The sequence below is a fragment of the Promicromonospora sp. NPDC019610 genome (genome assembly GCF_044389365.1).
GTDB lineage: Bacteria > Actinomycetota > Actinomycetes > Actinomycetales > Cellulomonadaceae > Promicromonospora.
The window spans coordinates 1,714,554-1,731,784 of the sequence record NZ_JBIRXX010000002.1 but is presented as its reverse complement, the minus strand read 5'-3'; the positions used below and the strand labels follow the sequence as shown (position 1 = coordinate 1,731,784).

Sequence of the window (17,231 nt, the reverse complement as noted above, 5' to 3'; positions counted from 1 at the left end):
CACATGACCACCGACGTCGGCGTTGGACCGGATCTGCGCACCCTGACCGCGCAGCTGCGCGAGCGGCTGGCGCGCGTGCGCCAGGGCGGCTCGCCCGAGGCGCGCGCCCGCCACACCGGGCGCGGCAAGCTGCTCGCCCGCGACCGGGTGGACCGGCTGCTCGACCCGGGCAGCCCGTTCCTCGAGATCGGGGCCCTGGCGGCGTACGACATGTACGGCGGGCAGTGGGCGGTGCCGAGCGCGGGCATCGTCACCGGGATCGGCCGGATCGCGGGGCGGCAGTGCGTGGTCGTCGCCAACGACGCGACCGTCAAGGGCGGCACGTACTACCCGGTCACCGTCAAGAAGCACCTGCGCGCCCAGCAGGTCGCGGCCGAGAACCACCTGCCGTGCGTCTACCTCGTGGACTCCGGCGGCGCGTACCTGCCGATGCAGGACGAGGTGTTCCCCGACCGCGAGCACTTCGGGCGCATCTTCTACAACCAGGCCAACCTCTCGGCCCGGGGCATCCCGCAGGTCGCCGCGGTCATGGGCTCCTGCACCGCGGGCGGCGCGTACGTGCCGGCGATGAGCGACGAGGCCGTCATCGTGCGCGACCAGGGCACCATCTTCCTGGGCGGGCCGCCCCTGGTGCAGGCCGCCACGGGCGAGGTCGTCACCGCCGAGGAGCTGGGTGGCGGCGTCGTGCACACCACCACCTCCGGCGTCGCGGACCACCTGGCCGACGACGACGCCCACGCCCTGCGCATCGTGCGCGAGATCATCGCCACCACCCCGGCCGCGGCCCCCGTGCTGGACCGCGTGCCGCCCGAGGAGCCCGAGCTGGACCCCGACGGGCTGTACGACGTGCCCGCCGACCCGCGCACCCCGTACGACGTGCGCGACGTGATCCGGCGGATCGTCGACGGCTCCCAGCTCGCCGAGTTCAAGGCCCGCTACGGCGAGACCCTCGTGTGCGGGTTCGCGCGGATCGACGGCTACCAGGTCGGGATCGTCGCCAACAACGGCATCCTGTTCTCCGAGTCGGCGCTCAAGGGCGCGCACTTCGTGCAGCTCTGCGACCAGCGGCGCATCCCGCTGGTGTTCCTGCAGAACATCGCCGGGTTCATGGTCGGCAAGGAGTACGAGCACCGGGGCATCGCCAAGGACGGCGCCAAGCTGGTCACCGCCGTGGCCTGCACCTCCGTGCCCCGGTTCACCGTGGTGCTCGGCGGCTCCTTCGGCGCCGGCAACTACGGCATGAGCGGCCGCGCCTACGACCCCCGGTTCCTGTGGATGTGGCCCGGCGCCCGCATCTCCGTCATGGGCGGCGAGCAGGCGGCGTCCGTCCTGGCCACCGTCCGCAAGGACCTCGCCGACGCCCCCGCCGCCGACGTCGAGGCGTTCAAGGCCCCGATCCGCGCCCAGTACGAGACCCAGGGCAACCCCTACTACGCCACGGCCCGCCTCTGGGACGACGGCGTGATCGACCCCGCCGACACCCGCCGTGTCCTGGCCCTCGGCCTGGCCGCCACGGCCGCCGCGCCCATCCCCGAACCCTCCTACGGCATCTTCCGGATGTGATGACGATGCACACCCTGCTCATCGCCAACCGCGGCGAGATCGCCCTGCGGATCATCCGCACCGCCCGCCGGCTCGGGCTGCGCACCGTCGCCGTCCACTCCGACGCCGACACCGGCGCCCCGCACACCCGCGCCGCCGACGTCGCCGTCCGCATCGGCCCCACGCCCGCCGCCGAGTCCTACCTGTCGATCCCCGCGGTGCTCGCCGCCGCGAAGGAGACCGGCGCCGACGCCGTCCACCCCGGCTACGGGTTCCTGTCCGAGCAGGCCGACTTCGCCCGCGCCGTCGTCGGCGCCGGCCTGACCTGGGTGGGGCCGCCGCCCACCGCGATGGACGCCATGGCGCGCAAGGACACCGCGCGGGAGATCGCCCGGAAGGCGGGCGTGCCGGTGCTCCAGTCGCTCGGCAAGGTCACCGGGGGCGGGTGGTTCGCCATGCCGGGGAACGCGACCTATCCCCTCCTGGTCAAGGCCGCCGCGGGCGGCGGCGGCAAGGGCATGCGCATCGTGCGCGCCGAGGACGAGCTCGCCCCGGCGATCGCGGCGGCCGGGCGCGAGGCCGCCGCCGCGTTCGGCGACGACACCCTGCTGCTCGAGCGGTACGTCGAGCACGGCCGGCACGTCGAGGTCCAGGTCCTCGCCGACGAGCACGGCACCGTCCTGCACCTGCACGAACGTGACTGCTCCGCCCAGCGCCGCCACCAGAAGGTCCTCGAGGAAGCCCCCGCGCCCGACCTCGACCCGGCCCTGCGCGACGCGCTGCACCTCTGGTCCGTGAACCTGGCCCGCCAGGTCGGCTACACCGGCGCCGGCACCGCCGAGTTCCTCGTCGACCCCCGGCTGGGCATCGAGGGCGCCTGGTTCCTCGAGATGAACACCCGCCTCCAGGTCGAGCACCCCGTCACCGAGGAGGTCGTGCGCGTCCGCGGCGAGCGCATCGACCTCGTCGAGCAGCAGCTCCGCGTCGCCGCCGGCGCTCAGCTGGGCTTCACGCAGGACGACGTCACCGTCACGGGCCACGCGATCGAGGCCCGGATCTACGCCGAGGACGCCTTCGGCGGGTTCCTGCCGCAGGCCGGCACCGCCACCCACGTCCGCTGGCCCGCGACGACCGGCCCCACCACCGTGCGCGTCGAGGCCGGGCTCGAGGACGGCACCGTCGTCCCCGCCGCCTACGACCCCATGGTCGGCAAGATCATCGCGCGCGGCCCCGACCGGGAGGCCGCGCGGCACGCCCTCGTCGACGCCCTCGACGACACCGCGATCGGCGGCCTCGTCACCAACACCGGGTTCGTGCGGGCGCTCGCGGACTCCGGCGCGTTCCGCGACGGCGAGGTGCACACCGCCTGGCTGGACACCCACGCGCTGCCCGCGCCGGACCCGGGGCCGGCCCTGGTGGCGGCCGCCTGGTCGGTCGCCGCGGCGGCGGCGCGCGACGGCGGCGACGGCTGGCGGCTCGGCGGTCCGCCCGCCGACACCTGGGTCGAGCTCGACGACGCGGTGCTCCGCGTGGGCGTCGCCCGGGGCGAGGTGCGGCGCGACGGCGAGCCGCCGACGTCGTGCCGGGCCGTCGGGGGCGCGGCGGGCGGTGCTGCCGGCGCCGACGGTCTGCAGGTGCTGGAGCTGGACGGCGTGACCGCCCGCTTCGTGGTGGACGTGCGACCGCGGTCCGTGGAGGTGAGCACGCGCGGGCACACCTTCCGGTTCGCCCGGCCGGGCGGCTCCCGCGCGGCCGAGGCCGACCTGTCCGACGGCGTCGTGGTGGCCGCGATGCCCGGTGCCCTGGCCCGCGTGGAGGTGCGCGACGGCGACATGGTGACCGCCGGGCAGCCGCTCGGCGTGCTGGAGGCGATGAAGATGGAGGTGACGCTCGTGGCGCCGTCCGACGGCGTGGTGCGGGTCCGGGCCGCCGCCGGGGAGCAGGTCGCGGCCCGGCAGGTGCTGTTCGTCGTGGAGGTGGCTGATGCCTGAGCCGATGTCCGGGCCGGCGCCCCGGGAGTACCGCCGTCCGCAGGTGGTGCGCGACCCGGCCCTGCCCGAACGCGTGACCGTCTACGAGGTGGGGCCGCGCGACGGGCTGCAGAACGAGAAGGCGGTGGTCCCGACCGCGGTCAAGGTGGACCTGGTCGAGCGGCTGCTCGACGCCGGGCTGCCGTACGTGGAGGCCACGAGCTTGGTGCACCCGCGCTGGGTGCCGCAGCTCGCCGACGCCGCCGAGGTGCTGGGGGCGCTGGTGGACCGGCTCGGCGACCGGGCCCGTGACCTGCCGGTGCTGGTGCCGAACGAGCGCGGCCTGGAGCGCGCCTACGACCTGGGGCTGCGGCACATCGCGGTCTTCGCCAGCGCGACCGACTCGTTCGCGCGCCGGAACCTGAACCGGTCCCTGGACGAGCAGTACGCGATGTTCGAGCCGGTCATGACGCGGGCGCGCGCCGCGGGGATGCGGGTGCGGGCGTACGTCTCCATGTGCTTCGGCGACCCGTGGGAGGGCGACGTGCCGCTGGAGCAGGTGGTCACCGCGAGTCGGCGGCTGATGGACCTGGGCGCGGAGCAGCTCTCCCTGGGTGACACGATCGGCGTCGGGACGCCGGGGCACGTCGTCGCCCTGCTGGACGCGCTGAACGAGGCCGGCCTGCCCGACGACGTGCTGGCCCTGCACGCCCACGACACCTACGGGCAGGCGCTGGGCAACGTCGCGGCCGCGCTGCGGCACGGGGTCACCACGTTCGACACGTCGGCCGGAGGCCTCGGCGGGTGCCCGTACGCGGAGTCGGCCACCGGGAACCTCGCCACGGAGGACCTGCTGTGGATGCTGGACGGGCTGGGGATCACCACGGGGGTGTCCCTGCCGCGGGTGGTGGAGACCAGCGCGTGGCTGGAGCCGAACCTGGACCACGAGCTGACGAGCCGCACGTACCGGGCGTTGGGTGGCGGCGGGGCCTGAGGACCTGTCAGCCCGCCGTCTCGACCACGTCGCGCACGTAGAACTTGTACCAGAGCCGGACCGGGGTGCCCTCGCCCTGGCCCACCGCCATGCTGGGCTTGATCGACGTGGAGACCTCGCCGTTCGAGCCGTTGTAGTTGGCGTCCGTGCGCGTCCGGTTGGTGTCTGCCGTCTCGGCCCAGCGGGCCGTCTCCGCCCACTCGGCGACCCGGGTGCCGTCGACACCGAGGAGATCCGCGTCCGCCACCATGCGGTCGGCGGCGGCCTGTCCGTCGGCCTCGGTCCAGAACAGGTCGACGGAGTCCACGTAGCCGTGCCGGGTGCTCACCGCCATCTGCTCGGTGCGCCCCGACCAGGTGCCCGTGGGGAGCGTCAGGCTGACGGTGGCGCCCTCCGGGACGTCGACCTCCACCCGCTTGTCGTCCGGGAGGCCCAAGGCACCCGCTTCGAGCGGTCGTGTCAGGTCCCACTCCATGCTGTTCCCCTCTCCGAAAAGCTCCGCGCCGCCGCCGTCGTCAGCCCCGCCGACGCGGACCGTGCAGCCGGCCGTCACCGCGAGGGCGAGGACCGCGCTCACCGCGAAGATCATGTGCCGTACCGACATGGCCCCCACCCTGTCACGACGCCGGACGTCACTGGTCGACATCGACGCCCCAGTTCGTGGCCAGCCGGTCCACGATGCGACCCAGCCGGTCCGGGTTGGTCAGCCGGTACTCCTCGATGCGGTCGGACACGTCGGTCTGCAACAGCTCCTGGACGCGGCCCGGGTCGTTCCGCAGCAGCTCCTGGTAGGCGGGCAACGTGTCGTTCGAGACGAAGTCCCAGCGCTGCGCTGCGTCCGCGATGTTGCCGTCCGGCAGCGGTGTGGTGATCGTGACCGACCCCTGTGCGGGGTTGTCGAACGACACGCCCGTGAACGGGATCCCGATGTTCTCCGGACCGGGCGTCTCCACGGTGACCTGGAGCGGGTTGTGCTCGCCGAACGTGACCGCGCCCGGGATCGACGCCTCGCCCACGACCGTCATCATGTAGGTCATCGCCTCGCCGGTCACGGGGTGGTTCCGCATGGCGTCGTAGTCGTCCGCGATGATCTGGTTCTGCTCGCGGTCCAGGAACTGCGTGTTGCCTTCCGCCACGCGGGTGGGATCGCCGGAGTCGATGTCAGCCCAGGAGTCGTACACCGCCTCGTCGATCGCACCGGACTCGTACATCCGCTGGATCTCGGCCATGCCTCCGTGCTCGTAGGCGGCGTGCATGGAGGCCTGGTCGGCGAAGATCTCCTGCTGCATCGCGAGGAACGTCGTCTCGTAGAACTGCAGCTCGTCGTCGGTCATGCCGGCGACCTGCTCGATGAGGGCACCCTGGGCGAGGCCGCCCGGCAGGTGCTGGAGCACCTCGCCGCCGACCTCGACGCCCTGCGCGACGTCGCGCATCAGGGCCAGGTCGAGGAACCCCGCGGCGAACGACGGCCCGATCATCGCGGCCATCCCGGCCCACTGCAGGTCGGGGTTGTTCAGGTAGAGGTCGGCGTAGTACTCGTAGACGGCCTCGATGTTGCCCTGGTTCGCCTCGGCCCCGAGGCGCGGGTCCCACGCGAGGTAGTCGATGCCGGCGTCCTGGGCAGCCTGCCGCGTCCAGTGCGCGTTCGCGACCGGGCCGGCGTCCGGCCCCGGGTACAGGCCCTGCGCCTCCAACGAGGCCAGGAGGGCAGCGATCTGCTCGTCGGACGCCGTGGCCAGCCAGTCCGTGCGCTCGCCCTCCGACAGGTCGAGGTACTCGTCCGGGGTGAGCGTGGGGACCGGGGGAGCGGCGGGCGCCGGGGTGCTGGTCCCGGCCGGGCCGCCGCCGGCCCCGCTCGTGCCCGTCGCCCCGCTCGTCCCTGTCGTGCCGCCTGCGAGCCCGGCGTCCGCGCTGGTGCGTTCCTGGTCGTCGGCGTTGCGGTCCAGGGCGTGGCCCGCCTGGACCAGGGAGTCGATGGCCGCGGTCAGACCGCCGCGGTGCGTGTCCGACCACTCCGCGCGGAACTGCTGGCCGCTGGGGCCGAACCAGTCCAGGTCGCCGACGAGGGAGTCCACCAGGGCCCGCATGGTCTCCAGCGCCTGCGTCCGGTCCCGCATCGTGGCCGCGAGAGTGCGCAGCTGGGCGACGTCGGAGCCCCAGACCTCACCCATTGTCTTCCCCCCGCTGTCGACCGGCAGAGGCGAACCTAGCGGTACCCGGCCGGGACGGCCATGGGGAGAACTTCCCGGCCCGGGCGATTCTTCCTGGCGTCCGGTCTGCCCCGTCGTCGGATAGTCCTGAGCAGCAATGATGTGATGTGCGCGACGAGCGGGTTCGCGCGCGGGCGATGCGGCGTAGGGTCGCAACCGTGACTCTGAAGATCGGGTACAAGGCGTCCGCCGAGCAGTTCGGGCCGCGCGAGCTGGTTGAGCTCGCAGTACGCGCCGAGGAGGTGGGACTGGACAGCGCGATGGTCTCCGACCACTTCCTGCCGTGGCGGCACGAGGGGGGTCACGCGCCGTCGGCCCTCGCCTGGCTCGCCGCAGCGGGGGAGCGCACGTCCCGCATCCAGCTCGGCACGAGCGTGCTGACCCCCACGTTCCGGTACAACCCCGCGGTGATCGCGCAGCAGTTCGCCACGCTGGCGCTGCTCACCGAGAACCGCATCATCCTCGGCGTCGGCACGGGCGAGGCCCTCAACGAGACCGCCGTGTCCGGCATGGAGTGGCCCGAGTTCAAGGAGCGGTTCGCGCGTCTGCGCGAGGCCGTGCAGCTCATGCGGGCCCTATGGACCGAGGACTCGGTCGACTTCAAGGGCGACTACTACGAGCTGGTCGGCGCCAACATCTACGACCGGCCCGAGAACCCCGTGCCCGTGTACATCGCGGCCGGCGGGCCCCTCGTGGCCCGGTACGCGGGACGCGCGGGCGACGGCTTCATCTGCACGTCCGGCAAGGGCATGGACCTGTACACGGAGAAGCTGCTGCCCGCGGTCGCCGAGGGCGCGGCCAAGGCAGAGCGCGACGTGGCCGACGTCGACAAGATGATCGAGATCAAGATCTCCTACGACCGCGACCCGGCCGCCGCGCTGGAGAACACCCGGTTCTGGGCGCCGCTGTCGCTCACGCCCGAGCAGAAGCACAGCGTCACCTCGGCCACCGAGATGGAGCAGCTCGCGGACGAGCTGCCGATCGAGCAGGTCGCGAAGCGCTGGATCGTCGCGTCCGACCCGGACGAGGCCGTCGCGATGATCAAGCCCTACGTCGACGCCGGGCTGGGCCACCTCGTGGTGCACGGGCCGGGTCACGACCAGGAGCGGTTCCTCACGCAGTTCGGCGAGGACGTGCTGCCGAGGCTGCGGGCGCTCTGAGGTCCCGGTCGTCCCCGGCGGGCCTGGTCAGGGTGTCCTGACCAGGCCCGTCTCGTACGCCAGGATCACCAGGGCCGCCCGGTCGCGCGCGCCGAGCTTGGCGAGCAGCCGGCTCACATAGGTGCGCGCGGTGGCCGGGCTGAGGTAGAGCTCGGCGGCGATCTCGTCGTTCGTCAGCCCGCGGCCGAGCTGCTGCAGCACCTCCCGCTCGCGCTCGGTGAGCGCGGCCAGCCGGTCGTCGGCGCCGGTCCGGGGCGCCGGGCCCGCGGCGACGGCGCGCAGGACCGTGGCGGTCACCGCCGGGTCGAGGAGCGCGTCGCCCGCCGCGACCACGCGGACGGCACGGCGCAGCTCGGCCGGGGCCACGTCCTTGAGCAGGTAGCCGGCCGCGCCCGACCGGACGGCCTCGAAGACGTGGTCGTCCTCGTCGAACGTGGTCAGGACCAGCACCCGGGTGCCCGTCAGCGCCGGGTCCGCGACGATCTCCCGGGTCGCGGCCAGCCCGTCCAGCCGGGGCATCCGGATGTCCATCAGCACCACGTCGGGGCGCAGCTCCCGCACCCGGGACACCCCCGCCAGCCCGTCGGTGGCCTCGCCGACCACCGTGATGTCGCCGTCGCTCTCCGCGAGGGCCCGCAGGCCCGCGCGCACGAGCTCCTGGTCGTCCACCAGCACGATCCGGATCATGGCCGGTCTCAACCTTCCAGTCGCAGGGGCAGGTCGGCGACGACGAGGAAACCGCCGTCCGGGGCGTCGCCCGCGCCCAGGGTGCCACCCAGCAGCGCGACCCGCTCACGCATCCCGGAGATCCCGGACCCGGGGACGACGTCGCGGCCGGCACCCCGGCCGTCGTCGGACACCCGCAGGGCGAGGCGACCGCCGTCGACCCGCGCGGACACCGCCACGCGCGCGGCGCCCGCGTGCCGCAGCACGTTGGTCAGCGACTCCTGGACGATCCGGTAGGCGGCGGCGTCGATCGCGCCGTCGAGCACGCCGGGCGGCACGTCGAGCGTGACGTCGACCGTGAGGCCCGCCGCCCGGGCCGACGCCGCCAGCGCGTCGATGCCGGCCAGGCCGGTCGGTGCGGCGTCAGGCCCCGCGGCGTCGGCCCCCGCGGCGTCGGCGCCCGCGGTGCGCGCGGACCCGCGCAGCACCCGCACCGTCGAGCGCAGCTCGCGCAGAGTGCCCGACGTCGCCTCCCGGACATGGTGCAGCGCGCCCCGGGCGGCGTCGTCGTCCCGCCCCACCGCCTCCGCGGCGACGCCGGAGTGCAGGGCGATCACCGACAGGTTGTGCCCCACGACGTCGTGCAGGTCCCGCGCGATGCGCAGCCGCTCCGCCTGCAGCCGCTGCTCGGCCTCGTGCGCCTCGTGCACGCGCGCCTCGCGCGAGAGGCGCACCGCGACACCCAGCGCGATCGCCGCCGCGACCAGCGCGAGGTTCGTGACCAGGTCGTACGGCGTCAGGTACTCCTCCTCGGTGCCCGTCACCCGGTAGTAGGTCGCGACGGCGACCAGCACGGCGCCCCCGACGACCGCCCAGCCCGTACGGCGCACCTCCGCCGCCGAGTACAGCGCCGCGACCGCCGGCAGCGCCATGCCGATCGGCGCGAACTGGAACGTGTAGTAGGCGAAGACGCCCAGGACCGTGAGCACCACCATCGTGCGCGGCATCCGGCGCCGCAGCAGGACCAGCGCCCCGAAACCCACCGCGAACAGGTACGCCCCCGGCCCCGCGTGCCGCGCCGCGTCAGGGTCCGCGGCGATGACGACCGCGACCACCAGCGCCATGGCGATCGCCAGCGCGACGTCGACGACGCGTGGGTCGACGGTCACACGTGGGTCGACGGCGACACGGGGGTCGGCGGCGACACGTGGGTCGGCGGTCCGCGGGACCTCGCTCTGCTCGGGCACACCGACACCCTACGGACGGCCCGACCCTGAGGCATCAGACCACGGTCCAGGGTTCGAGTCGCCTCCGGGCGACACCAGGAGACGATCCCGGGCCGATGTGGCACTCCGGCCCCGGCGGGCACCGTCGGGGCATGACCTCACCACACCTTCCGGCCCGCCCCTCGCCGGGCCCTGTGCCCGGCCCCGCCGCCGTCTCCTGGACCCTCGTCGCGGGCCTGTCCGCGCTGGCCCTGCTCTGGCCGCTCACCGGCCTGACGGGCGCGCTCGGCACCGGCGCACCCCGGGCGCTGACGATCATCGGCCTCACCGCCGCCGTCTGGATCGGCGTCGTCGGGCTGGGCCGCGTGCCCCGCCCCGTGCTCACCCTGACCCTGACCGGCCTGGCCTACGGGCTGGTCGCCACCGTCATCGGCACGCTCGTCCCGGTGCTCTCCGGCTTCGGCCCGGGCGGCGGACCGGCGTGGACCCTCCTCCCCGCCCTGGCCTTCGACACGATGTGGGGCGCGCTCGCCGGCCTCGTCGCCGCGAGCGTGCAGCGCCTGCGCGGGGGTGCGCGATGATCCGGCCGACGAGGCGCGTCGGTCCTGCTCACGTGGCCGGGTCCGTGGCCGCCGGCACGGTGGCGCTGCTGCTCGCGCTCGCCGGCTGCGCCCTCGTCCCCGGCTCCGTCACCCCGGTGGACGAGGTCGAGTTCACGAACGAGCTCGCGATCCCGCCCCTGGCGCCGTCACGGGTCGTGGACGGCACACGCGTCTTCTCGCTCACCGCGCAGGAGGGCACCACCGAGCTCCTGCCCGGGATCGAGACCCGCACCTGGGGCTTCGACGGCTCCTACCTGGGGCCGACCCTGCGCGCCGAGCGCGGTGAACGTGTCGCCGTCGACGTCACCAACGACCTGGCCGAGCCGACCAGCGTGCACTGGCACGGCATGCACCTGCCCGCCGCCATGGACGGCGGGCCGCACCAGGAGGTCGAGCCGGGCGCCACCTGGCGCCCGACCTGGCGGATCGACCAGCCCGCCGCCACCCTCTGGTACCACCCGCACCCCCACGGCGCCACGGAGAAGCACGTCTACCGCGGCCTGGCGGGCCTGTTCCTCCTGGACGACGACGCGTCCCGCCGCGCCGACCTGCCGCAGGAGTACGGCATCGACGACGTGCCGGTGATCGTGCAGGACAAGATCCTCGACGACGACGGCCAGCTCGAGCTGGAGGACAACGGCAGCGAACCCGGCACGCTCGGCAAGATCGTCCTGGCCAACGGCACGGTGGGCGCCTACCACGAGGTGACCACGGAGCGCGTGCGCCTGCGGCTGCTCAACGGCTCGACCGCGCGCACCTACCAGCTCGGCTTCCCGGACCGGGAGATGGACCTGGTCGCGACCGACGGCGGGCTGCTCGACGCGCCGGTCCGGCTGAAGCAGGTGCGGCTCGCGCCCGGCGAGCGCGCCGAGGTCGTCGTGCGCATGGCGCCCGGGGAGACCACCCGACTGCACTCGTTCGAGGCCGACCTGGGCGGCGTCGTCGTCCCGTTCGCGATGGGCGGCAACGACGCGTTCGACGTGCTGGAGCTGCGGGCCGCGGACCGGCTCGCGCCGTCGCCCGAGCCCGCCTGGACGCCGTCCGTCCATGCCGGTGAGGACGCGCTGCGGGAGTCCGACGCCGCCGTGACACGCGAGTTCGAGCTCGACGACCGGCACATCAACGGCCGGACCATGGACATGGCCCGCATCGACGAGGCCGCCACCGTCGGCGACACCGAGGTGTGGCAGGTGCGCAGCATCGTGCCGATGCCGCACAGCTTCCACGTGCACGACGTCCAGTTCCGCATCCTGACCGTCGACGGCGACCCGCCGCCCCCGGAGCTCGCCGGGCCCAAGGACACCGTGTACCTGGAGCCGCAACGCACGTACCGGCTGCTCATGCGGTTCGACGACTACACCGACCCGGACGTGCCCTACATGTTCCACTGCCACATGCTGCTGCACGAGGACGAGGGGATGATGGGGCAGTTCGTCGTCGTCGAACCGGGGCAGGAACCGGGGACCGTGCCGGAGCACCACGGGAGCGGGCACGACGGGAGCGGGCACGACGGGGCCGGCCTCGACGCCGCTGCCGTGCCCGCCTCCGGGACCGGGCCCCGGTACGTGCCCGGCGCGGACGCGCACCAGGGGCACCACTGAACCTGTGCGACGCTCGTGCCGTGACTCTCTCGCTCCCCTCCCGCACCACGCACGTCCTGCTCGACCTCGACGGCACCCTCACCGACTCCGCACCCGGCATCATCGCGTCGCTGCGCACCGGCTTCACGAACGCCGGCTTCGACGTCCCCTCCGACGCGGTGCTGCGCACCTTCGTGGGCCCGCCCCTCGGGGCCAGCATGACCCGGGTCGGCCTGTCCGACGCCGACGCGAACGCCGTGATCACCGCCTACCGGAGCGACTTCGAGGTGCACGGCATGTTCGACAACTCGGTGATCCCCGGCATGCCGGAGGCGCTCGCGGGGCTCCGGGAGGCCGGGCTGACGCTCCTGGTCGCGACTGCCAAGCCCGAACACTACGCGCGCGAGATCGTGGAGCACTTCGGGCTGGACGGCTACCTCGAGGGCGGTCTGGACGGCGTGCACGGAGCGGCCGCGGAGGCGGCCGGGCTCCTGCAGGGCAAGGAGGTCGTGGTGGAGCGGGCTGCGGCGCACGCCGTGGCCCTCGGGGCCGACGCCGCGCAGGTCGTGATGGTGGGCGACCGCGAGCACGACGTGCACGCGGCCGCCCACCACGGCGTCGCGACCGTGGGCGTGACCTGGGGCTACGCCGTGCCCGGGGAGCTGGAGACGGCGGGCGCGGCGGCGATCGCGACCACGCCGGAGGAGCTGCGCAAGCTGCTCACGAGCTGAGCACGTCGTCGAACGCCCGCTGGACGCGCTCGTCGACCACGACGAACCGCACGTCCTGCAGGTCCGCCTCGGAGTGCTCGGCGAGCCAGTTCCGGGTGGTCACCACGGCGATGCGCGCGACGTCGGACACCGGCCAGCCGTAGGCGCCCGCGCTCACCGCGGGGAAGGCGATCGATCGAAGGTCGAGCTCGGCGGCGACGTCGAGCGACCGCGCGAAGCACGACGCGAGCAGGGCCGGGTCGTCCTGACCGCGGTGGAGGTTCGGCCCGACCGTGTGGATCACCCAGGACGCGGGCAGGTCGAACGCGGGCGTGGCGACGGCGTCGCCGACGGCCAGGCCGTCGCGGTGCGTCGTGTTCCGGAGCTGCCGGCAGGCCTCCAGGAGGCGGGGTCCGGCGGCGGCGTGGATCGCGCCGTCGACCCCGCCGCCGCCCAGGAGCAGGGAGTTGGCGGCGTTGACGACGGCGTCGGCCTCGACACGCGTGAGGTCACCGATCTCGATGGACAGGCTCATGTGGCTGCTCCCGGTTGACGTGCGGGCGCCCCCGCGGCGCTACCGGGGCGTTCCATCCATTTGTACTCCTCGGTGACCGGCGTCCACCCGAACTGCGCGTACAGCCCGTGGGCGTCGGCCGTGGCCAGGATCGTGCGGCGCAGGCCGAGCCGGTCGAGCTCGGCGACCACGCCGGCCACCAGCAGCTTGCCGATGCCCTGCCCGCGCAGGTCCGGGTCGACGATGACGTCGGCGAGCCACGCGAACGTCGCGCCGTCCGTCACCACGCGGGCGAACCCGACCTGCTCGCCCGTGTCCCGCCGGTAGACGCCGTAGGGCCGGGAGCCCGCGATGGCGGCATCCATCACCTCGCGCGGGCGGTCCTTCGCCCAGTAGGTGTGCCGCGAGACAAGCTCGTGCACGCGGCTCGCGTCGATGCGGGCGGGGTCGGTGGAGAACTCGTAGGACGGGTCGTCGGTCATGCGCTGGAGTCAACCACTGGACACCGACATCGGCTGAGGGGATTTCGGGTCCGGGACGCTGCCAGCCGCCGCCGCGCGCGCGATACACGGTGCAGGCGCACCGTACAGCTCGTACGCGGCTGGCAGAAGGCAGGGCGGGCGGGCGTTCGAGTGGCTACGGTCGAACAGGCGTCCGCAGCTTTGAGGCTGATGGATAAGGTGAGGATCAAGGGGGTGGTGACATGGATGACGGGCGGAAGTACAGAACGATGGGCCGTGCGCTCCTGGAGGACGAGGTCTCTCCGGAGCAGGTCGTGGGGGAGGGCCTACCGGCCTGGTCGCCCGACGCTGTGTCGGTCGAGTCCTCGGCCTGGTCGGTCGACCGGATCCGGGCTGCGTTGACGGGCGCAGTGGGCGCCGAGCTGGCGCGGGTGGTCGACGAGCTCACCGGCCCGGAGGCGGGTCTGTTGTCCGACCTGCCGGACGACACGCTGGGTGACCTGGTGGTCGCGTGCGGGCGGCTGCAGTCCTGGGCCGCCGGGCTGCAGGCCCGGACGGTGGGCGAGCGGGCGAGCAGGGAGACGAGCCCGCTGGCGCACAGCTCACTGGTCGCGCAGGTGACGGGTGAGCTGGTCGTCACCGGGGCGGAGGCATCGGAGGTCGTGGTGCGCGGCGAGTCCGGTGTCGACCATCCCACCGTGATCACCGCCCTGACCGCCGGGCAGATCGACGTGAAGAAGGCGCACACGCTGCTGCGGTCCGCCGCGGACCTCACGCTCGAGGAACGAGCCGAGGCGATCGCGCGCTACCTGCCGCAGGCGCCGTACCGTACGTGGCGGTGGCTGCGGTCGAAGCTTCTGGCGTTCGCGAGGTCGCGGCACGGTTCCGCCGAGACGGCTCGGGTCGCCGCACAGCGCCGCAACGTCCAGCTCGACCGGGCGGAGAACGACATGGGCTGGCTCTCCGCCTACCTGCCGGCCGTCGATGCCATGGCGCTGTGGAACGTCGTCGACGACATGGCGCACCAGCTCCGGCGAACCGCCGGTGAGGAGCGGGACCTGGGTCAGCTGCGCGCCGACTGCCTGACCGGCATCGTGACCGGCCGCCTGGTGCCGGCCGGCCGGTTCGCGGAGGTCGGTGGGACGGCCGGTCCGGGTGCCGGAGCCGGGGCGGATGCGGATGGTTCCAGCGGCTCTGGCCCCGGCGTGCACGAGTGCGAGTGCGGCGGTCGTGCGCCGGTCCAGGTCGTGCAGGTCACCCCCACCCGGCCGATCGTGCGGGTCACGGTCCCGGCGACCGCGCTGCTGGGTCTGGACGACGCGCCCGGAGAGCTGGAGGGGTTCGGTCCCGTCCCCGCGGAGACGGCTCGGCTCCTGGCGACGGATGCGACCTGGCAGCGTCTGGTGACCGACCCGGTGACAGGGGTGCTGACCGATTGCTCCACCACGTCGTACCGGCCGGGCAAGCTGCTCCGACAGGCCGTGGTCGCCCGCGATCGCACCTGCGCGTTTCCGCACTGCGAGCATCCTGCGGACTGGGACGACCTGGACCACATCGTGCCCTTCGACCACGATCTCGACCCCTCGGTGCTCCCGCTCGACACACCCGGGCAGACCCGCGCCGACAACCTGCAACCCCTGTGTCGACGGCACCACCTGCTGAAGACGCACGGAGGATGGGGTGTCGTACGGGACGCCGACAGCGGCATGACGACCTGGACCGCGCCCTCAGGCCGAGTACACACGCGCCCGCCGACGGTCCTGGACACCCATGTGGAATTCGATGACATCGACCCTGACTCGAGCTACGACCTCACAAGGCGGTCCGTGACGGGTCGACGACTACCGCGCCGGCGCACCACGGCCGAGCCTGATGCGACGCCGGCCGAGTCCGCCGGCCCTTCGGGCCCGGCCTGCCCAGGCCAGCCGCCGTTCTGAGTCACCTCACCCCGCATACCGGCGACAGAACTCGCGCAGCGGGCCCTCGGGCACCACGTCGAGCAGCTCGCGGTACCGGCCGGCCGCCTCGTCGGTGCGGCCGGTCCGGCGGGCCAGGTCGGCGAGCGTCAGGCTCGCGTCGCGGGCGGCGTACGGCGGGCCGTCCGCGACCAGCGACTCGAGCTCGCGTTCGACCGGGACGAGGTCGCCGCCGTCGCGCAGCGCGAGCCGGCCGAGCACCACCAGCCGGGCGACCTGCGTCGACGGGGACGGCCAGGTGTCGGCCAGCGCGTCGTAGAGCTGGGCGAGCCGTGGCCAGTCCGTGGCGGCGGCGTCCGGTGCCGTGGCGTGCACGCCGGAGATCGCGGCTTCCAGCACGAAGCGGCCGGGCGGTCCCGGGGCTTCTGGGGACGTCGACCGAGTGAGCGCGACCGCGGCGTCGTCGAGCCCGGCGGACAGCAGCCGCCGGTCCCACGCCGACCGGTCCACCTCGTCGAGGGGGAGCGCCACCCCGTCGCGCACCCGGCCGGGGCGCCGGGCCAGTCCGAGCCGGCAGACCGCGCGCAGGCCGAGCACCTCGGCGTCGTCCGGATACTCCGCCACCAGCGCCTCGGCGAGCGTCAGCGCGTCACGTGCCGGATCCTGCGTCGCGTCCGCGGGCTGCAGCTCCTCCCGCTGGCCCACGGTGAACAGGCCGGCCACGCAGGCGAGCACCACGGGCAGCCGCGCCGCACGCGCGGGCCCGTCGGGCACGGCGAACTCGCCGCGCGCCCGGGCCAGCGCCGACTTTGCGCGGGTGAGCCGGGCGGCCGCGGTCGCCTCGGCGATGCCGAGGTGCCCCGCGATCTGCCGGATCGTGAGCCCGCAGACCACGCGCATCGCGAGCACGAGCTGGGCGCCGGGCGCGAGCGCGTCGTCACAGGCGACGAACAGCAGCGCCAGGCGGTCGTCCAGCTCGTCGCCCGGGGCGTGCGGCGTGTCCACGTCGGCCACCTCCGGGCGAGCGAGCTGCGGCTGGATCCGGTCGAACACACCCTGGTGGCGCAGCCCGTCGAGCCAGGTGCGCCGGCCGACCTGCACGCACCAGCCCACCAGGTCGTCGATCGCACCGTCGGGCTGCGCCGCGGCGCGCGCGAACGCCTCGGCGGCGTACTCCTCGCCGTGGTCCAGGCTGCGTGTGGTCACCGCGAGCGACCGCACCACCTGGGGCCAGGCGGTGCGGAACGCCGCGGGGTCGATCACCGGTCGGGGTCCGTCGGTCAGGAACCGAAGCTCATGACCTTGCGCCACTCGACCACGTTGCCGCTCGGGACGAGCGCCGCGATCTTGCGGGCCGTGGCCTCGTCGCACTCGACCTGGTAGAACCCCGTGATCACCTCGTTGGTGTCGGTGAACGGCGCGTCGGTGTACACGGGTTCGGCGCCATCCTTGCCGACGGCGACGTACCCGCCGTACTTCGCGTTCTGCAGGGCGTCGCCGCCGGTGATCTTCACGCCCAGGGCAGCCACGGCCTCGCTGAAGCGCTCGTGGGCGGCCATGTCCTCGGAGAGCTCCTGGCGGTTGCGCCCGCGCAGGTTCTCCGGGAGGTAGGCGTCCGAGTCCCAGTCGTTCTCGCGGATCAGGAAGACCCAGGTGTCGGTCATGACGTGCTCCTCGTTG

Annotated in this window: 16 protein-coding genes; 8 read left to right on the top strand and 8 right to left on the bottom strand. The window is 73.8% G+C overall.

The features are described from left to right. The first annotated feature begins 3 nt into the window (after positions 1-3). Genes ACH45N_RS19400 through ACH45N_RS19390 form a run of 3 tightly spaced genes read left to right on the top strand, consistent with a single transcriptional unit; the run spans position 4 to position 4,506 of the window. Entirely contained in the window at positions 4-1,563 is a 1,560-nt protein-coding gene (locus ACH45N_RS19400) for a carboxyl transferase domain-containing protein (protein ID WP_397396791.1), read from the top strand. Further along, positions 1,563-3,533: an acetyl/propionyl/methylcrotonyl-CoA carboxylase subunit alpha gene (locus ACH45N_RS19395; protein ID WP_397396789.1), complete on the top strand. Its 1,971-nt coding sequence runs from the start codon at positions 1,563-1,565 to the stop codon at positions 3,531-3,533. Before ACH45N_RS19400 ends, ACH45N_RS19395 begins: the two co-directional genes overlap by 1 nt. Continuing rightward, positions 3,526-4,506, top strand: coding sequence for a hydroxymethylglutaryl-CoA lyase (locus ACH45N_RS19390; protein ID WP_397396787.1), 981 nt, complete (start codon positions 3,526-3,528; stop codon positions 4,504-4,506). The genes ACH45N_RS19395 and ACH45N_RS19390 overlap by 8 nt, the downstream gene beginning before the upstream one ends. Positions 4,507-4,513: 7 nt before the next feature. On the opposite strand, the gene ACH45N_RS19385 is transcribed toward ACH45N_RS19390, so the two are convergent. Then, positions 4,514-5,110 (bottom strand): hypothetical protein, encoded by a 597-nt coding sequence (locus ACH45N_RS19385; RefSeq protein WP_397396785.1) that lies wholly within the window; start codon positions 5,108-5,110, stop codon positions 4,514-4,516. A 28-nt stretch (positions 5,111-5,138) separates the two neighbouring features. Further along, positions 5,139-6,677 (bottom strand): WXG100 family type VII secretion target, encoded by a 1,539-nt coding sequence (locus ACH45N_RS19380; RefSeq protein ID WP_397396783.1) that lies wholly within the window; start codon positions 6,675-6,677, stop codon positions 5,139-5,141. Between the two features lie 197 nt (positions 6,678-6,874). Between ACH45N_RS19380 and fgd the strand changes: the two genes are divergently transcribed. Continuing rightward, a complete protein-coding gene (fgd, locus tag ACH45N_RS19375) occupies positions 6,875-7,876 on the top strand; it encodes a glucose-6-phosphate dehydrogenase (coenzyme-F420) (RefSeq protein ID WP_397396781.1) in 1,002 nt (333 codons plus the stop codon). Positions 7,877-7,903: 27 nt separating this feature from the next. Here the strand turns inward: fgd and ACH45N_RS19370 are convergent, their stop codons facing one another. Together ACH45N_RS19370 and ACH45N_RS19365 are read right to left on the bottom strand one after the other, a co-directional pair. After that, positions 7,904-8,563, bottom strand: a complete 660-nt coding sequence (locus ACH45N_RS19370; RefSeq protein ID WP_397396779.1) for a response regulator — start codon at positions 8,561-8,563, stop codon at positions 7,904-7,906. Positions 8,564-8,571: 8 nt separating this feature from the next. After that, positions 8,572-9,789: a sensor histidine kinase gene (locus ACH45N_RS19365; protein ID WP_397396777.1), complete on the bottom strand. Its 1,218-nt coding sequence runs from the start codon at positions 9,787-9,789 to the stop codon at positions 8,572-8,574. 131 nt (positions 9,790-9,920) lie between these two features. Here ACH45N_RS19365 and ACH45N_RS19360 point away from each other — a divergent pair, with 131 nt between their 5' ends. From ACH45N_RS19360 to ACH45N_RS19350, 3 genes are read left to right on the top strand one after another with little or no spacing between them, the layout of a single operon-like run. Then, complete coding sequence (locus ACH45N_RS19360) at positions 9,921-10,349, top strand: hypothetical protein (protein ID WP_397396775.1); 429 nt, start codon at positions 9,921-9,923, stop codon at positions 10,347-10,349. A gap of 32 nt (positions 10,350-10,381) precedes the next feature. Next, positions 10,382-11,971, top strand: a complete 1,590-nt coding sequence (locus ACH45N_RS19355) for a multicopper oxidase family protein (RefSeq protein WP_397396773.1) — start codon at positions 10,382-10,384, stop codon at positions 11,969-11,971. Positions 11,972-11,991: 20 nt separating this feature from the next. After that, positions 11,992-12,681 carry an HAD hydrolase-like protein gene (locus ACH45N_RS19350; RefSeq protein WP_397396771.1) on the top strand — a complete coding sequence of 230 codons (690 nt, stop codon included), beginning with the start codon at positions 11,992-11,994 and terminating at the stop codon, positions 12,679-12,681. Here the strand turns inward: ACH45N_RS19350 and ACH45N_RS19345 are convergent. Both ACH45N_RS19345 and ACH45N_RS19340 read right to left on the bottom strand, forming a co-directional pair. Then, complete coding sequence (locus ACH45N_RS19345; protein WP_397396769.1) at positions 12,671-13,195, bottom strand: O-acetyl-ADP-ribose deacetylase; 525 nt, start codon at positions 13,193-13,195, stop codon at positions 12,671-12,673. The genes ACH45N_RS19350 and ACH45N_RS19345 overlap by 11 nt on opposite strands. Then, entirely contained in the window at positions 13,192-13,656 is a 465-nt protein-coding gene (locus ACH45N_RS19340; RefSeq protein ID WP_397396767.1) for a GNAT family N-acetyltransferase, read from the bottom strand. Before ACH45N_RS19340 ends, ACH45N_RS19345 begins: the two co-directional genes overlap by 4 nt. Positions 13,657-13,877: 221 nt before the next feature. On the opposite strand from ACH45N_RS19340, the gene ACH45N_RS19335 reads away from it, so the two are divergent. Next, positions 13,878-15,572, top strand: coding sequence for an HNH endonuclease (locus ACH45N_RS19335; RefSeq protein ID WP_397396765.1), 1,695 nt, complete (start codon positions 13,878-13,880; stop codon positions 15,570-15,572). 6 nt (positions 15,573-15,578) lie between these two features. Here ACH45N_RS19335 and ACH45N_RS19330 read toward each other — a convergent pair whose 3' ends face one another. Next, the gene (locus tag ACH45N_RS19330) at positions 15,579-16,814 is read right to left on the bottom strand and encodes a DUF6596 domain-containing protein (RefSeq protein ID WP_397396763.1); all 1,236 of its coding nucleotides are present in this window, start codon (positions 16,812-16,814) and stop codon (positions 15,579-15,581) included. Between the two features lie 17 nt (positions 16,815-16,831). Continuing rightward, positions 16,832-17,215 carry a YciI family protein gene (locus ACH45N_RS19325; RefSeq protein ID WP_397396761.1) on the bottom strand — a complete coding sequence of 128 codons (384 nt, stop codon included), beginning with the start codon at positions 17,213-17,215 and terminating at the stop codon, positions 16,832-16,834. Between the last annotated feature and the right edge of the window lie 16 nt (positions 17,216-17,231).

Excerpts from the sequence above, each read along its gene's own strand:
- ACH45N_RS19400 (WP_397396791.1), top strand. The coding sequence starts at position 4 with ATGACCACCGACGTCGGCGTTGGACCGGATCTGCGCACCCTGACCGCG.
- ACH45N_RS19395 (WP_397396789.1), top strand. The coding sequence starts at position 1,563 with ATGACGATGCACACCCTGCTCATCGCCAACCGCGGCGAGATCGCCCTG.
- ACH45N_RS19390 (WP_397396787.1), top strand. The coding sequence starts at position 3,526 with ATGCCTGAGCCGATGTCCGGGCCGGCGCCCCGGGAGTACCGCCGTCCG.
- ACH45N_RS19385 (WP_397396785.1), bottom strand. The coding sequence starts at position 5,110 with ATGTCGGTACGGCACATGATCTTCGCGGTGAGCGCGGTCCTCGCCCTC.
- ACH45N_RS19380 (WP_397396783.1), bottom strand. The coding sequence starts at position 6,677 with ATGGGTGAGGTCTGGGGCTCCGACGTCGCCCAGCTGCGCACTCTCGCG.
- ACH45N_RS19370 (WP_397396779.1), bottom strand. The coding sequence starts at position 8,563 with ATGATCCGGATCGTGCTGGTGGACGACCAGGAGCTCGTGCGCGCGGGC.
- ACH45N_RS19360 (WP_397396775.1), top strand. The coding sequence starts at position 9,921 with ATGACCTCACCACACCTTCCGGCCCGCCCCTCGCCGGGCCCTGTGCCC.
- ACH45N_RS19345 (WP_397396769.1), bottom strand. The coding sequence starts at position 13,195 with ATGAGCCTGTCCATCGAGATCGGTGACCTCACGCGTGTCGAGGCCGAC.
- ACH45N_RS19340 (WP_397396767.1), bottom strand. The coding sequence starts at position 13,656 with ATGACCGACGACCCGTCCTACGAGTTCTCCACCGACCCCGCCCGCATC.
- ACH45N_RS19335 (WP_397396765.1), top strand. The coding sequence starts at position 13,878 with ATGGATGACGGGCGGAAGTACAGAACGATGGGCCGTGCGCTCCTGGAG.
- ACH45N_RS19325 (WP_397396761.1), bottom strand. The coding sequence starts at position 17,215 with ATGACCGACACCTGGGTCTTCCTGATCCGCGAGAACGACTGGGACTCG.